General features: G+C 34.8%; 19 protein-coding genes. 7 read left to right on the top strand and 12 right to left on the bottom strand.

Annotated features, from left to right (window positions below):
• Positions 1-40 precede the first annotated feature (40 nt).
• Positions 41-571 (top strand): hypothetical protein, encoded by a 531-nt coding sequence (locus ACPF9A_RS21345; RefSeq protein ID WP_424000299.1) that lies wholly within the window; start codon positions 41-43, stop codon positions 569-571.
• 14 nt (positions 572-585) lie between these two features.
• Here ACPF9A_RS21345 and ACPF9A_RS21340 read toward each other — a convergent pair whose 3' ends face one another.
• Entirely contained in the window at positions 586-1,626 is a 1,041-nt protein-coding gene (locus ACPF9A_RS21340) for an alpha/beta hydrolase (protein WP_424000297.1), read from the bottom strand.
• Between the two features lie 469 nt (positions 1,627-2,095).
• Here ACPF9A_RS21340 and ACPF9A_RS21335 point away from each other — a divergent pair, with 469 nt between their 5' ends.
• Complete coding sequence (locus ACPF9A_RS21335) at positions 2,096-3,100, top strand: sugar kinase (protein WP_424000295.1); 1,005 nt, start codon at positions 2,096-2,098, stop codon at positions 3,098-3,100.
• 72 nt (positions 3,101-3,172) lie between these two features.
• On the opposite strand, the gene ACPF9A_RS21330 is transcribed toward ACPF9A_RS21335, so the two are convergent.
• The 3 genes from ACPF9A_RS21330 to ACPF9A_RS21320 all read right to left on the bottom strand — a co-directional run bounded on the left by ACPF9A_RS21330 (position 3,173) and on the right by ACPF9A_RS21320 (position 6,267).
• Positions 3,173-3,583: an OsmC family protein gene (locus tag ACPF9A_RS21330; protein WP_424000293.1), complete on the bottom strand. Its 411-nt coding sequence runs from the start codon at positions 3,581-3,583 to the stop codon at positions 3,173-3,175.
• A gap of 441 nt (positions 3,584-4,024) precedes the next feature.
• A complete protein-coding gene (locus tag ACPF9A_RS21325; protein ID WP_424000291.1) occupies positions 4,025-4,798 on the bottom strand; it encodes a TIGR03915 family putative DNA repair protein in 774 nt (257 codons plus the stop codon).
• 209 nt (positions 4,799-5,007) lie between these two features.
• Complete coding sequence (locus tag ACPF9A_RS21320) at positions 5,008-6,267, bottom strand: putative DNA modification/repair radical SAM protein (protein ID WP_424000289.1); 1,260 nt, start codon at positions 6,265-6,267, stop codon at positions 5,008-5,010.
• A gap of 138 nt (positions 6,268-6,405) precedes the next feature.
• On the opposite strand from ACPF9A_RS21320, the gene ACPF9A_RS21315 reads away from it, so the two are divergent.
• Positions 6,406-7,173, top strand: coding sequence for an XRE family transcriptional regulator (locus ACPF9A_RS21315; RefSeq protein WP_424000287.1), 768 nt, complete (start codon positions 6,406-6,408; stop codon positions 7,171-7,173).
• Positions 7,174-7,182: 9 nt separating this feature from the next.
• On the opposite strand, the gene ACPF9A_RS21310 is transcribed toward ACPF9A_RS21315, so the two are convergent.
• Positions 7,183-7,608: a GNAT family N-acetyltransferase gene (locus ACPF9A_RS21310; RefSeq protein ID WP_424000285.1), complete on the bottom strand. Its 426-nt coding sequence runs from the start codon at positions 7,606-7,608 to the stop codon at positions 7,183-7,185.
• 110 nt (positions 7,609-7,718) lie between these two features.
• Here ACPF9A_RS21310 and ACPF9A_RS21305 point away from each other — a divergent pair, with 110 nt between their 5' ends.
• The gene (locus tag ACPF9A_RS21305; protein WP_424000283.1) at positions 7,719-8,789 is read left to right on the top strand and encodes a substrate-binding periplasmic protein; all 1,071 of its coding nucleotides are present in this window, start codon (positions 7,719-7,721) and stop codon (positions 8,787-8,789) included.
• Here the strand turns inward: ACPF9A_RS21305 and ACPF9A_RS21300 are convergent.
• The 4 genes from ACPF9A_RS21300 to ACPF9A_RS21285 form a co-directional block, all read right to left on the bottom strand.
• Positions 8,786-9,382, bottom strand: coding sequence for a hypothetical protein (locus tag ACPF9A_RS21300; RefSeq protein ID WP_424000281.1), 597 nt, complete (start codon positions 9,380-9,382; stop codon positions 8,786-8,788). The two genes, ACPF9A_RS21305 and ACPF9A_RS21300, sit on opposite strands and share 4 nt — an antisense overlap.
• Positions 9,383-9,433: 51 nt before the next feature.
• A complete protein-coding gene (locus ACPF9A_RS21295) occupies positions 9,434-10,135 on the bottom strand; it encodes a hypothetical protein (protein ID WP_424000279.1) in 702 nt (233 codons plus the stop codon).
• 74 nt (positions 10,136-10,209) lie between these two features.
• Positions 10,210-11,901: a gamma-glutamyltransferase gene (gene ggt, locus ACPF9A_RS21290; protein ID WP_424000277.1), complete on the bottom strand. Its 1,692-nt coding sequence runs from the start codon at positions 11,899-11,901 to the stop codon at positions 10,210-10,212.
• 331 nt (positions 11,902-12,232) lie between these two features.
• Positions 12,233-12,823: an ACP phosphodiesterase gene (locus ACPF9A_RS21285; protein WP_424000275.1), complete on the bottom strand. Its 591-nt coding sequence runs from the start codon at positions 12,821-12,823 to the stop codon at positions 12,233-12,235.
• Positions 12,824-12,918: 95 nt separating this feature from the next.
• On the opposite strand from ACPF9A_RS21285, the gene glmM reads away from it, so the two are divergent.
• On the top strand, positions 12,919-14,307 hold the full coding sequence (gene glmM / locus ACPF9A_RS21280) for a phosphoglucosamine mutase (protein WP_424000273.1): 1,389 nt from the start codon (positions 12,919-12,921) through the stop codon (positions 14,305-14,307).
• A 67-nt stretch (positions 14,308-14,374) separates the two neighbouring features.
• On the opposite strand, the gene ACPF9A_RS21275 is transcribed toward glmM, so the two are convergent.
• On the bottom strand, positions 14,375-15,271 hold the full coding sequence (locus tag ACPF9A_RS21275; protein WP_424000271.1) for a lysophospholipid acyltransferase family protein: 897 nt from the start codon (positions 15,269-15,271) through the stop codon (positions 14,375-14,377).
• A gap of 57 nt (positions 15,272-15,328) precedes the next feature.
• On the opposite strand from ACPF9A_RS21275, the gene ACPF9A_RS21270 reads away from it, so the two are divergent.
• Together ACPF9A_RS21270 and ACPF9A_RS21265 are read left to right on the top strand one after the other, a co-directional pair.
• On the top strand, positions 15,329-15,964 hold the full coding sequence (locus tag ACPF9A_RS21270) for a rhomboid family intramembrane serine protease (protein WP_424000269.1): 636 nt from the start codon (positions 15,329-15,331) through the stop codon (positions 15,962-15,964).
• A gap of 126 nt (positions 15,965-16,090) precedes the next feature.
• The gene (locus tag ACPF9A_RS21265; RefSeq protein WP_424000267.1) at positions 16,091-17,749 is read left to right on the top strand and encodes a hypothetical protein; all 1,659 of its coding nucleotides are present in this window, start codon (positions 16,091-16,093) and stop codon (positions 17,747-17,749) included.
• 73 nt (positions 17,750-17,822) lie between these two features.
• Here the strand turns inward: ACPF9A_RS21265 and ACPF9A_RS21260 are convergent, their stop codons facing one another.
• Positions 17,823-18,941, bottom strand: coding sequence for a redoxin domain-containing protein (locus ACPF9A_RS21260; protein ID WP_424000265.1), 1,119 nt, complete (start codon positions 18,939-18,941; stop codon positions 17,823-17,825).
• A 103-nt stretch (positions 18,942-19,044) separates the two neighbouring features.
• A complete protein-coding gene (locus tag ACPF9A_RS21255) occupies positions 19,045-19,524 on the bottom strand; it encodes a hypothetical protein (protein ID WP_424000263.1) in 480 nt (159 codons plus the stop codon).
• Between the last annotated feature and the right edge of the window lie 18 nt (positions 19,525-19,542).

Below are 19,542 nucleotides of genomic sequence, written 5' to 3'. Positions count from 1 at the left end.
AAAGTGCTATTAAATTAGCATCAAACAAAAGTTGAATACAATGAAATTTTTAGGAATAGGCTCGAGAATAGCACATACTGACTTCGGTAAAGGTGTAATAACAAATGTATCAAGTACCATGTACTGGGTTACATTTATGGATAGCGGACTTGAAACTATTGATATAGATTCTGAATATGAAGTAATAGAAGCTATTAAAAATGAAGTAGATACAGTTAGTTTTTTTGATGTCGAAAGTTCATTAGTAGCTATTCTTCAAAAATGGAGCGACGCCACTCAACGCGTTGCCATTGCAGATAAATGGAAAGGTGGTAACCTAATTTTAGAACCTGGTGAAGCTGGCATGAGTACTAAAGAAATTCCAATAAATACATTCTTCCATAAAATTGTTATGGTTCGGGATCGTATTCGGGTAATGGAACAGAAGATTAATTCTAGCAAGAATTTAGATGATCAAGAGAAAGTTGACTTACAGCAGTATATTACACGTATTTATGGCAGTCTTACCTCATTCAATGTACTATTTAAAGCAAAAAGTGATCATTTCATTGGTGAAAAAGGAGGGAAGTAATTCTTGATTCAATATCAATTTTGAACTCTAAGATTTTTTACAATATCATATTGTTTTGCGACAATAGCTTCGTTAAATCCATGGGCTGCTTTAGAAACTATGAAATATTCTTTTCTAGGAGCCCTAATTTTTTCAAAATATGGATTGCTTAAATCTTTAGAACACAATATATCATGTTCACCTTGTATCATATATACGGGTAGGCGAAAGTTAAGTCCGTGTTTTTCAAAATTGATACCACTTACCATAGATTTTATCCCCATACTATCATCACCGACCAGGTTTAAAAATGAGTAGTCATCGCCATTGTATCGAGCTCTGCTATCTGCATTATTTTCATAGCTACCAGCTATTTTAGCCCATTCTAATGGTGCTGGGGTAGCATTGATTTTTTCATATTTTTTTACGATCCGTAATAGTTGTCCGTAGTTTTTAGCTTGTTTATATGGTGGGGCACCTAAGGTTTCCAGTTTTTCAATAGCTATTTGATCGTCATAAGATTCAGCTAATTTAAATACCTCTGAGTATGCGTTAGAGATGTTACTAGAAAAATTTACAAATTGCGCATGACCGATGTAGGCATGGTATAGATCAGGGTTTTGTTGTGCCATTTGTGTAGCTAATATTGAGCCCCAAGAGGTACCTATAAGTATGACTTTTCGTTTGTTTAAATACTTCAAAAGGTACTCCGTAACCAAAATGCCGTCATTCGTCATATCGGCAAGGCTTAAGGGGTTGTTTACATAGAATTCTTCATTGATGTCAACGGGACTATTTTTGCCAAATGTTTTGCCGGCACCGCGCTGATCCCAATGCACAATTGTAAATTCTTTTTTCCAATTAGTATACATGTGGTCTTCAAATTGACTCATTGTACTACCAGGTCCGCCATGAATCATGAGTACTACTGGGTTGTTTTTATCATCACCTTTTATGGTAATCCATTGATCTATACCACCAATAGTAACAAATTTCTCTTCAGCAATTTTATTTTGGCTAAAAGATATGAACGTATTACATGATAATAGTAGAAAAAGAATTGAGGTAATTTTCATATTTAAAAATCTGAAGATGCTTAATTATTATACGAAGATATCTATGTTAATGGATTATGATTCATTGTAATAGTATGTTAACACATATTTGACACTTTAGCTCAATCATTCAATTTTTAATGCCGCTAAGCTTGCTAGGTCTTACTGCTCGCATAAATCTTGACATTTTAAGATTCTTTTATAAATAATTCGTGGGCTTGACCTGAAGTAGTTTATAGCTTTTAAATTGATACTGCTCTGACAAGTAGTAAAAGTTAGATAGTTATGTTTATGCCTTTGTTGGCGCTGTTATAAATATAAAAGCTAGCCAATTATACAAGAAGGTTGTACTTAAAGTAAATTATAATGATAGCTATTGAATAGGTTTATATCAGACTAAAAAAAATCAATTTTTCATTGTTTTGATATAATTGTAAAGAACAAAAGGTTTTTTATTTTGCATTAACTATTTTAGGATAAAAATTTCAACATGGGTCAGATTATAACATTTGGGGAAGTGCTAATGCGTATTTCGCCAAGAGGCCATAAAAAGTTTGTGCAGTCTAATATTGTCGAGTTTTATTTTGGGGGTACAGAATTAAATGTTGGAATCTCAATTTCAAATTTTGGTGGTAACGTGAAGCATATTAGTGCTGTATCAGATGATTTTATTGGTGATACGGCAATGACATATATTCGAAAATTCGGAGTTGATACATCATCTGTTATTAAATCGAAAAGACCTTTAGGAGTCTATTTTCTTGAAGTAGGCGCAGTTATTAGACCAAGTATGATTTCGTATAATCGATCACACTCCGCATTCTCAGAAATTGAACCTTCTAAAGTTAATTGGGAAAATGCCCTGACAGATGGCGAGTGGATGCACTGGACAGGTATTACGCCTGCATTATCTCAAGGAGCTTTCGACGTGCTTAAAAACGGATTGAAGCTTGCAAGAGAAAAGGGAATGGCTGTTTCTGCGGACCCAACGTACCGTAGCGGACTTTGGCAGTATGGTCAAGACCCAAAAGCGGCATTAACTGAACTGTTGCATTATTCAACTATTTTTATCGGCGGAGTTAATGAAATTAACGAAGTTCTAGGTACAGATTATGGGTATGGTAATGATGATTTTATTGAAGCTAGTAAGCAATTGATGGAAAAATTCCCTACGATAGAAAAGGTATTCGATAAAATTAGAACATCATTGAATAGCTCTTGGCACAAAATTAGGGCTAGAATGTGGAATGGTATTGAATTTAGAGAAACTGTAGATATAGATATTACCCATGTTGTTGACCGTATTGGTACTGGCGACGCTTTCGCGGCTGGTTTAATTTACGGATTGCAACAATATGATGATTTTAAGGCCATGGATTTTGCAAGTGCAGCTTGTGCCTTAAAACATACGTATGACGGCGATGTAAATTTTGCTACCGTTACTGAAGTCAATAATATTATAGCCGGTAATATTACGGGTAGGTTGGTGAGATAAAATTTTTCTACTGCTACTCAATGTTTATTGTAAAATATACCTATTTGTCATTTAAAAATTGTCGAGACTTAATTAAAGAATAGCATTGGTTTTAATTGAACCAGATATTGCACATGATAGTTTAACGGTATTGTAAATGGTGCCATATTTTTCAATATTCTTTTTTAAGAGCGTTGTGTTTAATTTTTCATCATCGCTAAAAATGGTTAAACTGTAAACAATATTATCCATTCTTGGAGGATTATCAAGTCGTTCTGCCTTAACTTCTAAAGTTGTTCGGTTATAAGTAAACTTCATCATCTCAGAAAATCGCTCCACATTTTTAAGCATGCAAGCGGCAAATGAACCTAAGAACAATTCTGCAGGATTAGGTAGCACCTCTGATGTTTTAGCTGTAGTTCCAAAATCAATATCAGATTGCTTAATATGAATTTCAGCATCATTATTGTACGTCGAAGAAGCCTTTATTTGATAATTCATCATTTATAATATTTTTCAATTTAAAAACATCTTATTATGGTATTGAAATTTAAAACCAATAACCCAGTCAACTTTTATTTAAAAATCCATCACCGTAATATAGTATGAGGTCTGAGTTTCATACACTTATTTCTAAGGTAAAAGTAAGGTGAGTGAGTTTTATGAAATATGACCAAGGTCATACTCCAGTACTTATGGCGAGCTAAATTTATTAAGTAGATGATTCTAGAACAAGTAACGACCCTGATATAAAATTATCATTTATACCAATAGATAATAAAAATATAAGTTTAAGGCAACGGTGATTTAAGTTTTATTCACTTCATTTTTAAATTGAGATAAGCATAACATGAGAATAAAGTTTCAGCTTAGAATTTGCTGTTATCAATTCAAAGAGGCTGGTAAGCTTCATTGAAAATGATATATAAGACAAAGTTCATAGTATTAAACGGCTTTTTTTTCTGACAGATATTTCCAATAACGCTTTGGTACATGTTGAACATGTAGTTTGTTATTAATACGAGATTTTATAGTGGTGCTTTTAAAATAATTGTTCCAAAGGTCTTGATATTCAAATTCAACATCTGTAAAAGCAGCACTTTTCTGTATACTATTGGTATGAATATCAGATAAGTCTAATGAAATGATTTCAACAGTATTTAAATCATAGAATAGTCCGTATTTACGTTTTACATCATAAATGATCCATTGTTGGTCAGCGTATCTATTTCTAAAATGTTTAGAGATTAAAGGTAGTACATCAAAATCTGGTTCTATATTGGCAAAATACACATCATCTTTAGTAAGCTGAAATCGGACAAATGCTTCCATACGATGTTTTTCTCTTCCTACTTTATGCGCTAGCTGATTAATTTTTAAAATACCGGCATCGCTAAAATCTGTAGCACCTAAATATGTGCCTCCCATTAATTTTTGAATATAATGATAGAGTAGTGCTTCAATATTATTCTGTTCGCTTAAAAAAGCAAAGTAGATATTCTTTATTGCTGAATTACTTTTTTTTCGCACTCCATTCCAAACGCGTTGTGCTTTTTCAACATTGGTAAAAATCGTTTCGGTCTCTGCAAACAGTCCACTTTGAAATTGACTATTTTTTTGAATATCGGCGTGAGTTAATTTTTGTTCAAAGCCAATAAAAACAGCAGTTAAAAAACCATTAAAACTACCATCGTAAACTAAGGTTTTTGAAGCATTCATATAACTAGTTTTAGAAGTTGAAGAAAAATATTCGTGATACAATTTTTGCTCTTTTTTTAATCTTTATTTTTAATAATACCATTTGGTATCCTATTGCTAGTATTTGACTCTGACTACGGTCAATAACAGTATTTGAAATTGATATATTTGTCGAGTTCAAGGTGTTAATAATATTTTCCATAGTCTACTAAGTGTATTAAATTATAAGTTTAGTTAAATAGAGATAATTGATTGTTATAACGAGTTTTGAATTTGCTGTTTTGAGTTTGTAAAATCATACTTTTTATGGTAGGCGCATCTAGGTCTCGTCGTTCCCAATCAGAGGAGTTACAGACAATAAAATACTTTGCACGATTAAGGGCAATCCCCATTTTTTTTAAATGCTCCCAGTTAAGATTCCGATATTTTCTACCGCTAATTATCTTGTGTACAGACCCCATACCAATTCCCGGAATTCTCGCTAACATTCGTGGTTCTGCTTTATTAATATCTACAGGAAAATGATTTAGATTTCGAAGTGCCCACATTAATTTGGGATCTATATCCATATCTAAATTCGGATTATCTGCATCTAAAATTTCATTGACACTAAATCCGTAAAACCGAAGTAACCAATCTGTTTGGTATAATCTATTTTCACGTAGCATGGGTACCTGACTACCCAATGCCGGTAAACGACTATCGGTTGAAATAGGTACGTACCCCGAATAATAAACCCGCTTCATATTGTAATTCTTATAGAAGTGGGTGGCTGAGTACATAATATCTTTATCGCTTTCGCCGGTAGCACCAACTATCATTTGCGTACTTTGACCGGCCGGAGCATATTTTGCGGTGCTTTTAATAATCTTACGCTCTTCGGTGTATCGTATAATTTCATTTTTCACCTTCAGCATCGGTTTAATAAAGTCTTCATGCTTTTTGTCTGGCGCTAAAAGTTTAAGGCCGGATATAGTGGGGATTTCAATATTGACCGATAAACGGTCAGCATATAATCCGGCCTCATACATTAATTCATCACTAGCACCAGGTATTGATTTAAGGTGAATGTACCCGTTAAAGTTTTCTTCTTCCCGAAGTTTTTTGGCAACGGCTATCAACCGTTCCATAGTGTGATCGGCACTTTTAAAAATACCAGAACTTAAGAATAGTCCTTCTATATAATTTCTTCTATAAAAATTGATGGTTAAATCAACTACCTCTTGTATTTTAAAAGCAGCTCTTTGAATATCATTGCTTTTACGGGTAACACAATAGGCACAATCAAAAATACAATGGTTGGTCAGCAAAATTTTCAACAATGAAACACAACGACCATCTTCGGTGTAAGTATGGCAAATACCATTACCGGTATCACCAAGACCATTGTCCTTATTTTTGCGATTGCTACCGCTACTAGAACAAGACACGTCGTATTTTGCAGCATCTGCCAATATGTTTAATTTTTCTTTAATGCGATTAAAATCCATAGCAATTAGTAATTATTCCAAAATTATGGATTAATTCCTAATTATGGAAATATTCCAAATATTATTTTGGATATAGTCCATAATCACTATATTTGGAGTATAAAGAAGTATTAAAATCTTTATTAAGCTGAAAAGATTATGGAAAACGAACTGACATTAAAGCGATTTACCGACTTAAGAAGGGAGTTAGGCTTTACACAAGCAGATTTTGCCGCGCTCATTGGTGTATCTAATACAACAGCCGATATAGAGCGTGGTAGAACCAAATTATCTGGTAAAGTAGTGTCAGAATTATTAAAACAGTTTAAAATAAATCCGCTTTGGTTGTTTGGCGAAAGTGAAGAGCAATATTTAGAGACTTCAAAGACTAGTGTAATACCTAAAGTGGTAACTGTCGATTCTGCCAATCGCGACAACATGGTTTTGGTAAATGCAAAAGCTGCTGCTGGGTATCCTCAGAATATTGCAGATACTAGTTGGTATCAACAATTACCTGCATTCGATTTACCTATTCCAGAATTTAGAAATGCAACCTATCGAGGGTTTCAAGTAGAAGGTGATAGTATGTTACCAAATTTACATCCTGGCGAATGGGTTTTGGCAAAAGCAATAGAGCATATAGATTATGTTAACGCCAATAAAATGTATGTAGTTGTATTACAAGATTCGATTATGGTAAAGAAAATTGAAAAGCGACCGAATTCAAATAATATTACTTTAATATCTTTAAATGAAACCTATCCGCCTTATGATATAAAACCATTTCAGATTCAAGAAATTTGGGAAGTAAGTAGTAAAATAACTTTTAATGTTGATGCTACAACTGATAATGGTCTTTTACGTCAATTACAAGAGTCGATGAATGAGTTAAAAGATCAATTACAACATGTTAAGAAGGTTAATTAAATAATAACTTTAATATTTTTTAATATACATACCGCTTTCTTTTAATATAAATCCTAAGCTTTTATAAAGGGAAATTGCTGCAGTTCTGTGGTGACCACTGAATAGTAGTACATCGTCAAGTTTTGATTTTTCCGCCTGTTCTAGCAGTTTTTCCATTAGCTTTCTGCCAATACCTGAACCTCTATATTTAGAAGAAACAACAACATCTTCAATCATTCCCTTGTGTCCAGATACTACTTTATATTTAGCCATCATAGCAATGCCAACCAAAATATCATCATCCATACATATGGCAACAACAGTTGTGTTATAATCAGATAATGCAGAAGCTAAGTCTAGTTGAGTTAGCTCTGCATTCAATTGTTTATAAAGTTCAGTCAGCTGAGATTGTAAGTCTGACGTAACTTCGTTGAAGGTAATTAGTTTAATATCCATATACTTAGTTTCTTTAAAAACTTAAAATTACTTTAATTTCTGCGATTAGGGTAATCTGCAGATACCCTATAAAATGATTATATTAAGAGAATAGAAATCTTATTATAATTATGAGGACACTACTATTGATTACCCTATTTCTAATTTCTAACTCATTAAGTGGTCAAACAGAGACTGAAAAATTACGCGTTGGTTACACTGCTGCGGCACCATTTATATTTCAAAGTGGAGAAAATTTAGAAGGCTTAAACGTTTGGTTATGGAAAAGAGTGGCTAGTGATTTGAATATAGAATATGAGATGATTCCTATGGAATTTTCACCAATGTTAGATTCACTTCGTTCTGGCGGAATTGATTTAAGTATTAATCCGTTAACCATTACTAGTCAACGTAGTAAAGAAATGGAGTTCACACATTCTTTTTACGCCTCGAATGCGACGATAGCTATTGCCGAAGTATCTTCTTTTGATAAGTTTAAGCAGTTCGTAGGTGGATTTTTCAATGTCGGTTTCTTAAGTGGTTTGTTGATTTTACTATTTATTATTTTTCTGTTTGGAGTTTTAGGTTGGTTGTTCGAACGAAAAATGAATCCGGAAGCATTTAGACCTGGAAGCAGAGGGTTGTGGGACGGTATGTGGTGGTCTGCAGTAACCTTAACAACTGTTGGTTATGGTGATAAAGCGCCGGTAACTAAGCTAGGAAAACTTACTGCTTTACTATTAATGTTTGGCGGACTCTTATTTATTTCAGGATTAACAGCGAGCATAGCATCAAGTTTAACCGTGAATCAACTTACTAATAACCCCGATGGTTTCAATGAATTTAAAGATAGGGCAGTGGGTACTATTGCCAATTCTGGCACTGAAAATTTCTTATCAGAACATTTTTTTAGAGATATACGTAAGTACACTAATGTGCCGACGGGTTTAAAAGATTTAGATAAAGGTATATTAAAGGCTTTCATGTATGATGAGCCTATATTAAAATATGCCATTCAGCGAGATTCTGCATTACATAAATTAGAGTTGCTGCCCGTAAAATTTGATATTCAATTTTATGCCTTCGGACTCCCAAAAACGCATATAGAATTAGAGCAGCGCATTTCGCAGCGAATCTTAGAAATAGTAGAAACTGAAGAATGGGATATGGTTTTAAATGAATATAGTTTGGCAGAATTTTAGCCTTTACGACGTTCTAGTAAAACCATCATCATTAAACTTAATATGATAATATCGTCATCATTTCCGTTCAGTTTTTTTACTTCACTAACTTTAAATCGACGACCTACTAAAGATTTTTCTTTAGATAAGCGAACAACGGTTTCATTGTTGCCGTTTATAACCAAATACGCAGGGTTCAAAAATAAACCTGTAAAAAGATTAATTACGGGTATTTGCCCTACTAAGCCATCCAAAACTTTTACCCAAGCATTCTCTTCTCTAATAGTGTACTTAAGTTGTTTGTTTTGGTCAAATATTTCATAATGCGCTTTCCAAATCGATGCCCAACCTTTGCGACCTATTTTACCAAATTCTTTACCAGATGGGTCCGAAAAAGAATAACATGCCGAGAAGTCTATCCACCTGTCTGCTTTGATATTGTAAAGTAAATTCGTTTTACTATCATTTTGATAAACGCCAACAGCCTCTTTAAATTTAAAAAGTTTCTGTTTTACATAGGCAACCATATTACCATTAGCATCAACTGCAGAAAAATCGTTGGATAGTGTGCCGATATGGAATTTGAAATCTAAAGGAAATTTATAATCTTGCATTTAATGATTTGCTTAAGTGAAATAGTTAAACTGTAATTGAGTATATAAATTTTAGTAAGTGCCTTTGACATCTCCCATTGATATAGAAAACTGACCAAGTTTGTGTTGGGTAGGTAAGAATACACCACTCTCCGTTTCTATCCAATCTTCCCAAGAAGCTTCAACGCCACCAATTGGGATTATTTTTGTCCAAAGTTTAAAGCTTTTTGGTCTTCCGCTAGGTTCTATAATCCACAAATATGAATCACCAGGTGTATCGCCGCCTTGAGTATAAGTTACAAGCAGCGCCTCAGAGCCATCTTCTAAATTAACTAAGTAACGTTCGGTACCGCGATCAAAAGCTTTAAACGGAGCAACTAACCAAAAAGAATCATTATTAAAATAGCTTTGAGCTTTTTCAATTAATTCTTGCGTTTTCTCATAAGACGCAGGTTCGTTGTTGATCGTAGCAGTACTTGAATGCGGGGTGATCAAATCTAAGTTGACAACAACATCATCATAACCAACTACAACTATTTGTTTTTCCCTATCCCATTTGTACGTATGATTACCGCGAAAAGACCATTCTAAAATTTTGGTATTATTGAAATTTTTGTAATTGAGTGCGTCGAACATTCTGTACGCCAAAGCGTCGGCTTCAGGTCCGGATTCACCAGTAGGTACAGGTTCATTATAGAGATAATATAAAACACCGTAGGCTATTGCGGCAAGTAATATGAAAATACCAATTAACTTAAATAATTTCTTTAGCATAATATATTCAAATAATTCATTTGTAAGTCATTGTAACTGAAAAATAATCTATTAAATTTCAAATTTAGTTTTACCTAAAACCCTACAGCAGCATCATCTCCGCGTTTATCGGCACCACCTTCAAGTTTGCCATTTGATAAAATACGTATTGCATCTACTTTGCCTATAATTGGGGTGCTTTCTTCATTTATAATATACCCTTTAGATTTTAGCTCATCGGTTAAGGTCGAAGAAAATCCGTCTGGTTCAAAGATAATCATATCAGGTAACCATTGATGATGAAAGCGAGGCGCATTAACAGCGTCTTGCATACTCATTTTAAACTCATATCCGTTCAAAATGGTTTGGGCAACAGCGGTAATAATTGTAGATCCACCCGGTGTACCGACAACCATCCATAACTTACCTTCGCGTTCAACGATAGTTGGGGTCATACTGCTTAACATTCTTTTTTCGGCTGCTATACTATTTGCTTCGGCACCAACAAGACCGAACATATTCGGTATGCCGGCTTTAGCACTGAAATCATCCATTTCATTATTTAGGAAGAAGCCTAACTCATCTGAATACAACTTTGAGCCATATGCACCGTTTAGTGTAGTTGTTACCGATACGGCATTGCCTTCTTGATCAACAATAGAGTAGTGGGTAGTTTCCATACTTTCAAGAATCTCAATATTGCCATGTTCTACTTCAGAAGATTTTGTTGCTTTGTCAAAAGAGAAGTTTGCCATTCTTTCGGCAAGATATTCATCACTTAGTAATTTGTCATAAGGTATTTCAACAAAGTCAGGGTCACCTAAAAAGTAGTTTCTATCTGCATAGGCTCTTCTTGATGCTTCGGTAAACAATTGTACCATTTTTGGAGAATTGTGTCCTAGTTTTGCAACATCATATTTTTCCATCATTTTGAAAATTTGATTTATGGTAATACCGCCACTGCTAGGCGGACTCATAGAAATAATATGCAGGTCTTTATAATTAAAACTTATAGGATCTCTCCATACCGCTTGGTATTTTTCTAAATCTTCTTCAGTAACAAAGCCACCTTTCTCTTGAATGAATGCGGCAAGCTTTTTTGCAACTTCCCCTTTATAGAATCCGTCTCTACCATTTTTTGCGATACTTCTAAAGGTATTTGCTAAAGCAGGATACTTGATAGTGTCGTTCAGTTTATAAACAGTAGCAAATTTGGTACTATCGCCATTAACCTCTATAAATTTATCGCGTTGACTAGCTAATCTTTTTTCTTGATTTGCGGTTACCACAACGCCACGCTCTGCTAAGGCAATAACAGGGGCCATAATTTCTTCAAGGGGTAGGGAACCGAATTTTTTGTGAACCTCAATAATACCGGCGACGGTGCCAGGTACCCCAACGGCTGTAGCACCTAGTGTGCTCATGCCCGGTATAACGTTACCTAAAGAATCTAGATACATATCTTTATGCGCAGACAATGGAGCTTTTTCACGATAATCTAGCGAGCCTACTTCACCATTTGCTTTTCTATACACCATAAAGCCGCCACCGCCAATATTACCGGCAAATGGGTAGGCAATAACTAAAGCAAGTTCTGTAGCGACCATTGCATCAAAAGCATTACCGCCTTTTTGCATGATATCGCTACCAATTTTTGAAGCTTCTTCACGTGCCGATACTACCATCGCTTTATCTGTAACCGTACCTGTTGGTACTGCAGGATTCTTTTTACAACTGCCTAAAGTTATGAAGGCGACGAGCAAAAGTGTTATTTTAATTTGGTTCATAAGTGATTAAATTAAAGGTTTAGGTTGGTTGTATTAATATATTGATATTAATATATATAATTTAAATTTTTTTTATATATGTAAAAAATGAAATAAACAATTGGCTTATAATTACGTGTAATTTAATTTATTTTATTCGTATTATGACGTACCTCAAAGGTTGTCACCAACCTCAAACACTTTTTTGTCATCTTAAATAAAGATTGCATCAGATGTTGTTATGTCATATTCTTCGTAATTAAGTTCGTCATCATCTGGGCAGCACATATTTGAGCAAAGAATATATAGCGTACAAAAAACATGTATTAAAAATGACCTTAGCATTGCATGTCTATATAGTGAGTGAATCAAATTTTTGTTTAGAGAACGAAATTAGTTCTTCGAAGAACTCGGTAAACTCTGCTTCAAAAGCATCATAATGTTCTTCAAGGTCAATAATGGCAAAATTCATTTTAGATTTATTATTCGTTCTACGGTTCATACCGTTAAGCACGCGAGCAATGCCATCCATTTTCGAATAATTATATATCCAATTATCGGAAATCATATAAGGCATCATTTTTTTGACTCCGATAGGCAATATCTCGTAATTGTCTTCTAAAAGGTCATAAAAGTCATCCACAAAAACATCCAAAGGAATCTCAGAATATGTAGACCAATTTTTGGCTAAGAAATGATCATAATAGATGTCAACGATAACTCGGCTGTAATGACTATAATTTTCATGAAGTCGTTTACTGCTAATTTTTGGTATTACATGGGTATCGGTATACGTGTCTATCTGACGATGCAGTTTAATCCCTTTTTGAACTTTTATGGGTAAATGTTGAAATTTATTGGCGCGTATACTGTCAGCAATAAAGTTGCCAATGGTAATTTCTTTGTCATTAAAAGAGAGGTAGATATGCGCTAAAAAATTCATTCGACTATTTATTGCTTTGTAAGTCGAATTTACAAAGAAGGGCAATAGTGATAAGTATGATACGTTTATATTTGCAAAAAACTTATTAAGATTATATGACACTAATAAAATCTATTTCAGGAATACGAGGAACAATTGGAGGTAAACCAGGAGACAATCTTACGCCTATTGATGCGGTAAAGTTTGCGGCTTCTTACGGGGTTTGGTTGAAAGACTATTCTAAAAAAGATAAGTTGAAAGTTGTTATTGGTCGTGATGCCCGTTTGTCTGGCGAGATGATTCAAAACCTTGTGGTTTCTACTTTAGTAGGTTTAGGTATCGATGTGGTAGATTTAGATCTGTCTACTACACCAACCGTTGAAATTGCTGTACCAATGGAAAATGCCGATGGTGGTATAATCTTAACGGCAAGTCATAACCCAAAACAATGGAATGCCTTAAAGTTGTTGAATGAAAAAGGAGAATTCTTAGATGCTGCCCAGGGAGCTAAAATTCTTGAAATAGCAGAAAAGGAAGATTTCGATTTTTCTGATGTTGATGATTTAGGAGTGATAAATAGGAATGATAGTTATATCGATATACATATCGATGAAGTTTTAAACCTTTCTTTGGTTGATGCCGAAGTAGTTAAAAAAGCAAAATTCAAAGTAGTAGTAGATGGAGTGAATTCTACAGGTGGAATTGCTATACCAAAACTTTTAAAGGAATTCGGGGTAGAAGTGGTAGAGCTGTATTGCAAGCCAACAGGTCATTTTCCGCACAATCCAGAGCCATTAAAAGAGCATTTAAAAGATATCTGTGATTTAGTGGTTAAAGAAAAAGCCGATTTTGGTATCGTAGTAGATCCAGATGTTGACCGTTTGGCATTCATTAGTAACGATGGTGAAATGTTCGGTGAAGAGTATACGTTAGTTGCTTGTGCCGATTATGTATTAGGTAAAACAAAAGGTAATACGGTTTCTAACCTATCATCTTCTCGTGCTTTACGCGATATTACCCAAAAGCATGGTGGTACTTATGAAGCTGCTGCAGTAGGTGAAGTAAACGTGGTTACCAGAATGAAGGCTAATAATGCTATTATTGGTGGTGAAGGTAATGGCGGAATCATATATCCAGAAAGTCACTATGGTCGAGATTCATTAGTAGGTACAGCGTTATTTTTAATGTTGATGGCTGAAAAAGGGGGTACTGTGGCTGAATTAAGAGCTAGCTACCCAAGTTATTTTATGAGTAAAAAGAAAATTGAGTTGACACCTGGTTTAGATGTTGATGGAATTTTAAAATCTATGGCTGAAAAGTATGCAAACGAAGAGTTGTCTACTATTGATGGTGTAAAAATTGATTTTTCAGAGAATTGGGTTCATTTAAGAAAATCGAATACAGAGCCAATTATAAGAATTTATACAGAAGCTAAAAGTCAGGCAGAAGCTGATGGATTAGCAGATAGAATTATTGGTGAGATAAAATCTATAGCAGGTTTATAAAATCATATTTATCGATAAAAAAACCGGAAGCAGTTCAACTGTTTCCGGTTTTTTATTTGCTATAACGTTAACTAACCTCAGCAAAAGCTGCAGGTTTTTTACCCCTGTGTTTCCAACGTTTGTGGGTCCATAAATAATATTCAGGTTTTTCTCGAATTTGTTCTTCGGTCAGCCTTAAGAATTTGTCCGTGATTTCATGTTCTTCGGTCTCTTTGCTATTTACAGCAATAGGGATGAATTCCGCGTTATAATGTCCTCGTTTTACTTTGCTTACTTTTAAGAATACTGTAGCTAGCCCTGTCTTTCGAGCTAAAGCTTCGCCTCCATTGAATATAGGAACAGTTATTCCCATGAAATCTGTCCAATAATGCGCTCTATGCGCTTGTGGTGACTGGTCACTTACCATACCGTACGTAGCACGGACATTATTTCTAAAATTATGAATGACTGTTTTGGCGGTCTGTGCTTGGGTTATTAAAGTAGTATTCCATCTAGCTCTAGTTTTTCTAATAAAATTATCAAAATAAGAGTTGTTTATTTTCTGGTAAACGGCATACCCCTTAGAGTTTACGTAGTTATTGATGCTTACGTTCCATTCCCAATTGGCATAATGTGCACATAAAATAATAATACTTCGTTCTTTTTCGATTTCCAGTAAAACTTCAGGATTTACAAGGTGGTATTTTTTAGCGACAGCCTCTTTACTAAGGTTCATGGTTTTGACCATTTCTAAAAACATATCACAAAGGTGTTTGTAGAATTCCTTTTCAATACGATGAATTTCATCAGCAGACTTATCTGGAAAGACCAAATTCAAGTTCTCTTGCACCACTTTTCTTCTATATCCAAATACGCGGTATATGAAGAAACAGGCAATATCAGATAAACCATAAAATAAGCGATGTGGCAAAATAGAAACAACCCATAAAAATGGATAGATCAAAACAAAGGCCAGTAGTTGCATTTTCAAAAAAATTATGGGCAAATATAGTTATATTTGACGCCAAATAAAGGGCAGATAATGTACAACATTGATATAGCGACCATAGCAATAATAGCGGCAAATGTATTAGTGTCAATGAAGGGATTCAGTGATACTACTTTTTTTGAACGCTATAAATTTAGTATTGGGGCAATTAAAGCAGGTCAGAAAGAACGTATGGCAACATCGGGATTTCTGCATGTAGATATTTCACATTTATTGTTTAATATGCTTACCCTTTATTTCTTTGCAGACGTAGTTATAGCTTGGCTTGGAGTAACACAATTTATAATAGTATATCTAGTGAGTCTATTTGGAGGTAGTCTATTGGCACTATATTTTCATAAAGATGAGCCATACTATTCTGCTGTAGGTGCAAGTGGTGCTGTAATGGGAATTGTTTACTCTGTTGTTCTTCTGCAACCATTTTCTCCTTTTTATGGTTTTATTCCTGCCTTTGTTTTTGGTATTGGATATCTGCTATATTCTATTTATGGCATGAAAAAACGATTGGGTAATATTGGGCATACTGCACACTTCGGTGGTGCAATAGGCGGTTATGTTTGTACTTTAATATTTATGCCCAGTCTATTGCAAACGGATACGCTAATGGTCGGTTTACTAGCATTGCCAATTGTACTATTATTGGTGCTTGAGAAAATGGGTAAGATTTAGATCAATTTCCTTTTTTTTTGGAATAAAGTGTTTAATCCACCCTAATTAAGTGCATTTCATCGTTTTTACCTATATATAGACAACATTCGCAGAGGTAGGGTCGTTATTTCAAAAACCCCGATTAAAATGAAATCAACCCTATCTACCAGAAAAGTATGGCTAATGGTTATTGCTGCTACATTTTTTGTTGCCAGTTGTAGTGATGAAACTACGATTTTTGAAAACCCTGAAGATAATTTGGTTAGTGAAACTGACCAATCTAAGCTTGACAATAGTGTAAGTTTTGAACGCACAGGAGTATTGGATATTTACGAAGATCCTATTGCTAGTGCTAAGCGCTATAATGCAACCGGTAAAGCAGAACAGGCAGGTGACTATCCGCTTACTTTAGTTGCGCAAATTGCGCCACCGACCTTTGCAAACGGTGAAAATCTAGCGGCTACCCATGTTGTACTAGATGGTGATTATGGCTATGTATCATATAATACAGTAGGTCAAGACTATGTAGGTGCTATCGACGTAATCGATATTAGTGACCCGAACAACCCTAGGGTAACATCAAGGGTATATTACACCAATGCCGATTTAAATTCAATCGCTTACGATAACGGCTATATTTATGTTGCCGGTGGTGTTGATTCAGAACAATCGGTTACTGCTACGGCAAACTCATTAGTTGCTAAAATCGCAGTTAGTGGAGGTAGAATGAATACTTCTAACATTACCTACGGCTTTCAAGAAGGGTTTAATGCTACAGATGTTCGTATTATTAACAACAATGTGGTAGTAACAAGTGGTCAAGATGGCTTCGTAGTAATATATGATAAAAACGATTTAAGTGCTTTGAACGAGACTGCGTTTGCAGATTTACGGTCAGTAGCTTATAATGGTAGTGAAATTGCCGTTTTAGATGCTGCACAAGGTGTAAGTTTTTTAGATCAAAACTTGAATGTCTTAAGATCTATTGATATTAAGTCTGATTTTGGTGTTGACGCCAAACGTACTTTGGATTTTTTAAATGAAACTATTGTAGTTTCTGAAGGTACTAAAGGTGCTGGTGTATATAATGCTGCTACTGGTAGCTTTATGGAGTATTTATCAATATTGACAAATCCTCAAAATGCCGAGCCAGGTGAAATTGTAACGAATGGTGTTGCGGTAAATGAAGATGTATTATTAATGGCTAACGGCGCAGGAGGGTTAAGTCTTTCCGAGAATAAAGATGACAGTACAAATGGTGTTGGGGTAATTGAACTAACAGGGTCAATTAACTATGTAGCTTCAAAAGGAGATTATATTTTTGCAGCATCAGGTAAATCTGGTTTTCAGATTATAAAATTAAATAGACCAACAGAAAGTTTGGTAAGTAGTTGCGAGAATCTTGCCTCATTCAGCGGAAGTTCAACCTATACCGTAGAACAAGGTAATGAGCAAGCCTTTTCAGGTTCTAAACGATTTAATTCTATAACTATAAACGGGTCATTGTTGTTATGCGGTTCTTGGACGGTAAAGGATGATTTAACGATAAACGAAAATGGAGTTTTTGAAATGAACGGAACCATAGTTATTGGCAGGGTAAACCGTCAAAGAGATATTGTGGTCAAAGCAGGGGCTACACTTCGTATTGAGGGCAATATGTCTATTTATGGAGATTTAATTTTAGAAGAAGGTGCAACCTTAGAATTCTTAGGCGATAGTACTGTAGCAGCTGTTTGGGGGACTGTAAGTAAAGCAAATGGAGCTTCGATTACCGGTACATTCAATGATTATTATAATAAATTTTAGTTTTATAAAAATTAACTAAAAAAGCCCCAAGGTATATTCAACCTTGGGGCTTTTCTATTTTAAAAAGAAGTCTTTAGTTTAAAAGTTCTGCAACTTTAGCTTCTAGTTCTGGTCCTCTTAAATTTTTTGCAACGATAATTCCGTTTTCATCCAATAAGAATGCTGCAGGTATTGCATCAACATTATAAAGCTTAGCAATTTGATCATCAAAGTAAGCAATGTTAGAAATATGGTTCCATACTAATCCATCTTCCGCGATAGCTTTTTTCCAAGCTTCTTCTGTTCTATCCAACGAAACACCTAAAACGTTTAGACCTTTATCATGATATTTGTTGTATACAGCAACGATATTAGGGTTCTCAGCTCTACATGGTCTGCACCAACCTGCCCAAAAATCTATTAAAGTAACTTTTCCCATTACATCTTTCAAGGCAAGTTCAGTTCCATCAACACTAGGTCCAGAGAAGTCAGGAGCCTTAGCGCCAATACTTGAATTTTTACCAGCAGCTTCTGAAACTTTCAATTTCTCGATACTTTCTATAATTTGTTTACCCGGTTTAGAATTTTTTATTTCTTCAGATAGAGTTTTGTAAATTGCTTCGGCTTCTTCAAGGTCAACCGCTTTAGTAGCAAGGGCTCTGTCTAGTACCAATGCAGAAATTAATGCCTTCGGGTGATTTTTCACATAATCCAGCTCAAAGTTTTTATACTCCTCCTGCAATTCTTTCATTTCGTCTTGTAAAGCCAATGCAGCCTCGCCAGTAGCGTTTTGCTTATCTTTTTGAATAGATTGTGCTTGCATTGAAATCTCTCTAGACTGCTCCATGTAGTCAGCGAAAGTGTCATTTTGAAAAGTTCCGCTAATATCGGCAAAGCCCATACTATCTCTTTGAGCGCTAAATTGAATTTCTCCGTTTTCTAAAATTACGGCAGTATAGCCAGGTAATTGTTCAACGAAAATGTAATGAAGCTCAGGTATATCAGATTTTCCGGTAAAGGTAAACTCACCATTTGTTGTGGTAGCAGTATCTACTTCCATTGGTTGATTGTTTTCTCCGATTTTTTTCAAGAAAACACGAGTGCCATCGGTCATTTCTCCTCTTAACTTACCATTCAGGGTAAAGCTTTCTGGCTTTGAGTTACAGCTAAATAACAATATACCTGTAAGCAGTATTACAATACTATTTTTCATAAATTTCACTTAGGTTAAGTTGCAAATGTACTTATATATAGGATATAAAAAAAGACCTCTAACGCAATGGTTAAAGGTCTTTGAAATTATCTTTTATTTAGGCTTAAAACTGATATCTAATGCCTAAACCTATATCAAAATCGAAATTATCAGAGAATCCGTCATAACCTACAACTCCTAATTCTGGTCTAAAATCTAAAGATAGTATTAGTGGAATGTCAAAATTGTACTCTATACCTATATCACCAGCGGCAAAAACAAAGAGTCCGCCGTCATCACCAGGAAAATCAACATTTCCTAATCCACCACCAACACCATAGTACCATTGAAAGTTCCCTTCAATTGTTCGCACCCATTGGTATAGTCCGGCTATTTTAAATGCATTAAAATTTCTACTGTCTCTCCATCCTAAGTCAAATTCAACTCTGGTGTCGCGTGTTAGAGATTTTTGATAACTGATTTCGGCACCGAATCCGTCGCTATCTCCTAATCGTAATCCTAATGCATGATTCGAAATTTCTTGTGCAGAAAGCGAGCAGGTTGCCATAAATAATAATACACTAATACCTTTTAAAATCTTCATATAGTAGTTGTTTTTTGT

The organism is Maribacter sp. IgM3_T14_3 (assembly GCF_049603095.1).
Classification (GTDB): Bacteria; Bacteroidota; Bacteroidia; order Flavobacteriales; family Flavobacteriaceae; genus Maribacter.
The sequence above is the reverse complement of the archived record's forward strand: the minus strand, read 5'-3'. Positions and strand labels throughout refer to the sequence as shown.

Bases quoted from the DNA above. Each gene is read 5' to 3' on its own strand.
- ACPF9A_RS21345 (WP_424000299.1), top strand. From the start codon at position 41: ATGAAATTTTTAGGAATAGGCTCGAGAATAGCACATACTGACTTCGGT.
- ACPF9A_RS21340 (WP_424000297.1), bottom strand. From the start codon at position 1,626: ATGAAAATTACCTCAATTCTTTTTCTACTATTATCATGTAATACGTTC.
- ACPF9A_RS21335 (WP_424000295.1), top strand. From the start codon at position 2,096: ATGGGTCAGATTATAACATTTGGGGAAGTGCTAATGCGTATTTCGCCA.
- ACPF9A_RS21330 (WP_424000293.1), bottom strand. From the start codon at position 3,583: ATGATGAATTATCAAATAAAGGCTTCTTCGACGTACAATAATGATGCT.
- ACPF9A_RS21325 (WP_424000291.1), bottom strand. From the start codon at position 4,798: ATGAATGCTTCAAAAACCTTAGTTTACGATGGTAGTTTTAATGGTTTT.
- ACPF9A_RS21320 (WP_424000289.1), bottom strand. From the start codon at position 6,267: ATGGATTTTAATCGCATTAAAGAAAAATTAAACATATTGGCAGATGCT.
- ACPF9A_RS21315 (WP_424000287.1), top strand. From the start codon at position 6,406: ATGGAAAACGAACTGACATTAAAGCGATTTACCGACTTAAGAAGGGAG.
- ACPF9A_RS21310 (WP_424000285.1), bottom strand. From the start codon at position 7,608: ATGGATATTAAACTAATTACCTTCAACGAAGTTACGTCAGACTTACAA.
- ACPF9A_RS21305 (WP_424000283.1), top strand. From the start codon at position 7,719: ATGAGGACACTACTATTGATTACCCTATTTCTAATTTCTAACTCATTA.
- ACPF9A_RS21300 (WP_424000281.1), bottom strand. From the start codon at position 9,382: ATGCAAGATTATAAATTTCCTTTAGATTTCAAATTCCATATCGGCACA.
- ACPF9A_RS21295 (WP_424000279.1), bottom strand. From the start codon at position 10,135: ATGCTAAAGAAATTATTTAAGTTAATTGGTATTTTCATATTACTTGCC.
- ggt (WP_424000277.1), bottom strand. From the start codon at position 11,901: ATGAACCAAATTAAAATAACACTTTTGCTCGTCGCCTTCATAACTTTA.
- ACPF9A_RS21285 (WP_424000275.1), bottom strand. From the start codon at position 12,823: ATGAATTTTTTAGCGCATATCTACCTCTCTTTTAATGACAAAGAAATT.
- glmM (WP_424000273.1), top strand. From the start codon at position 12,919: ATGACACTAATAAAATCTATTTCAGGAATACGAGGAACAATTGGAGGT.
- ACPF9A_RS21275 (WP_424000271.1), bottom strand. From the start codon at position 15,271: ATGCAACTACTGGCCTTTGTTTTGATCTATCCATTTTTATGGGTTGTT.
- ACPF9A_RS21270 (WP_424000269.1), top strand. From the start codon at position 15,329: ATGTACAACATTGATATAGCGACCATAGCAATAATAGCGGCAAATGTA.
- ACPF9A_RS21265 (WP_424000267.1), top strand. From the start codon at position 16,091: ATGAAATCAACCCTATCTACCAGAAAAGTATGGCTAATGGTTATTGCT.
- ACPF9A_RS21260 (WP_424000265.1), bottom strand. From the start codon at position 18,941: ATGAAAAATAGTATTGTAATACTGCTTACAGGTATATTGTTATTTAGC.
- ACPF9A_RS21255 (WP_424000263.1), bottom strand. From the start codon at position 19,524: ATGAAGATTTTAAAAGGTATTAGTGTATTATTATTTATGGCAACCTGC.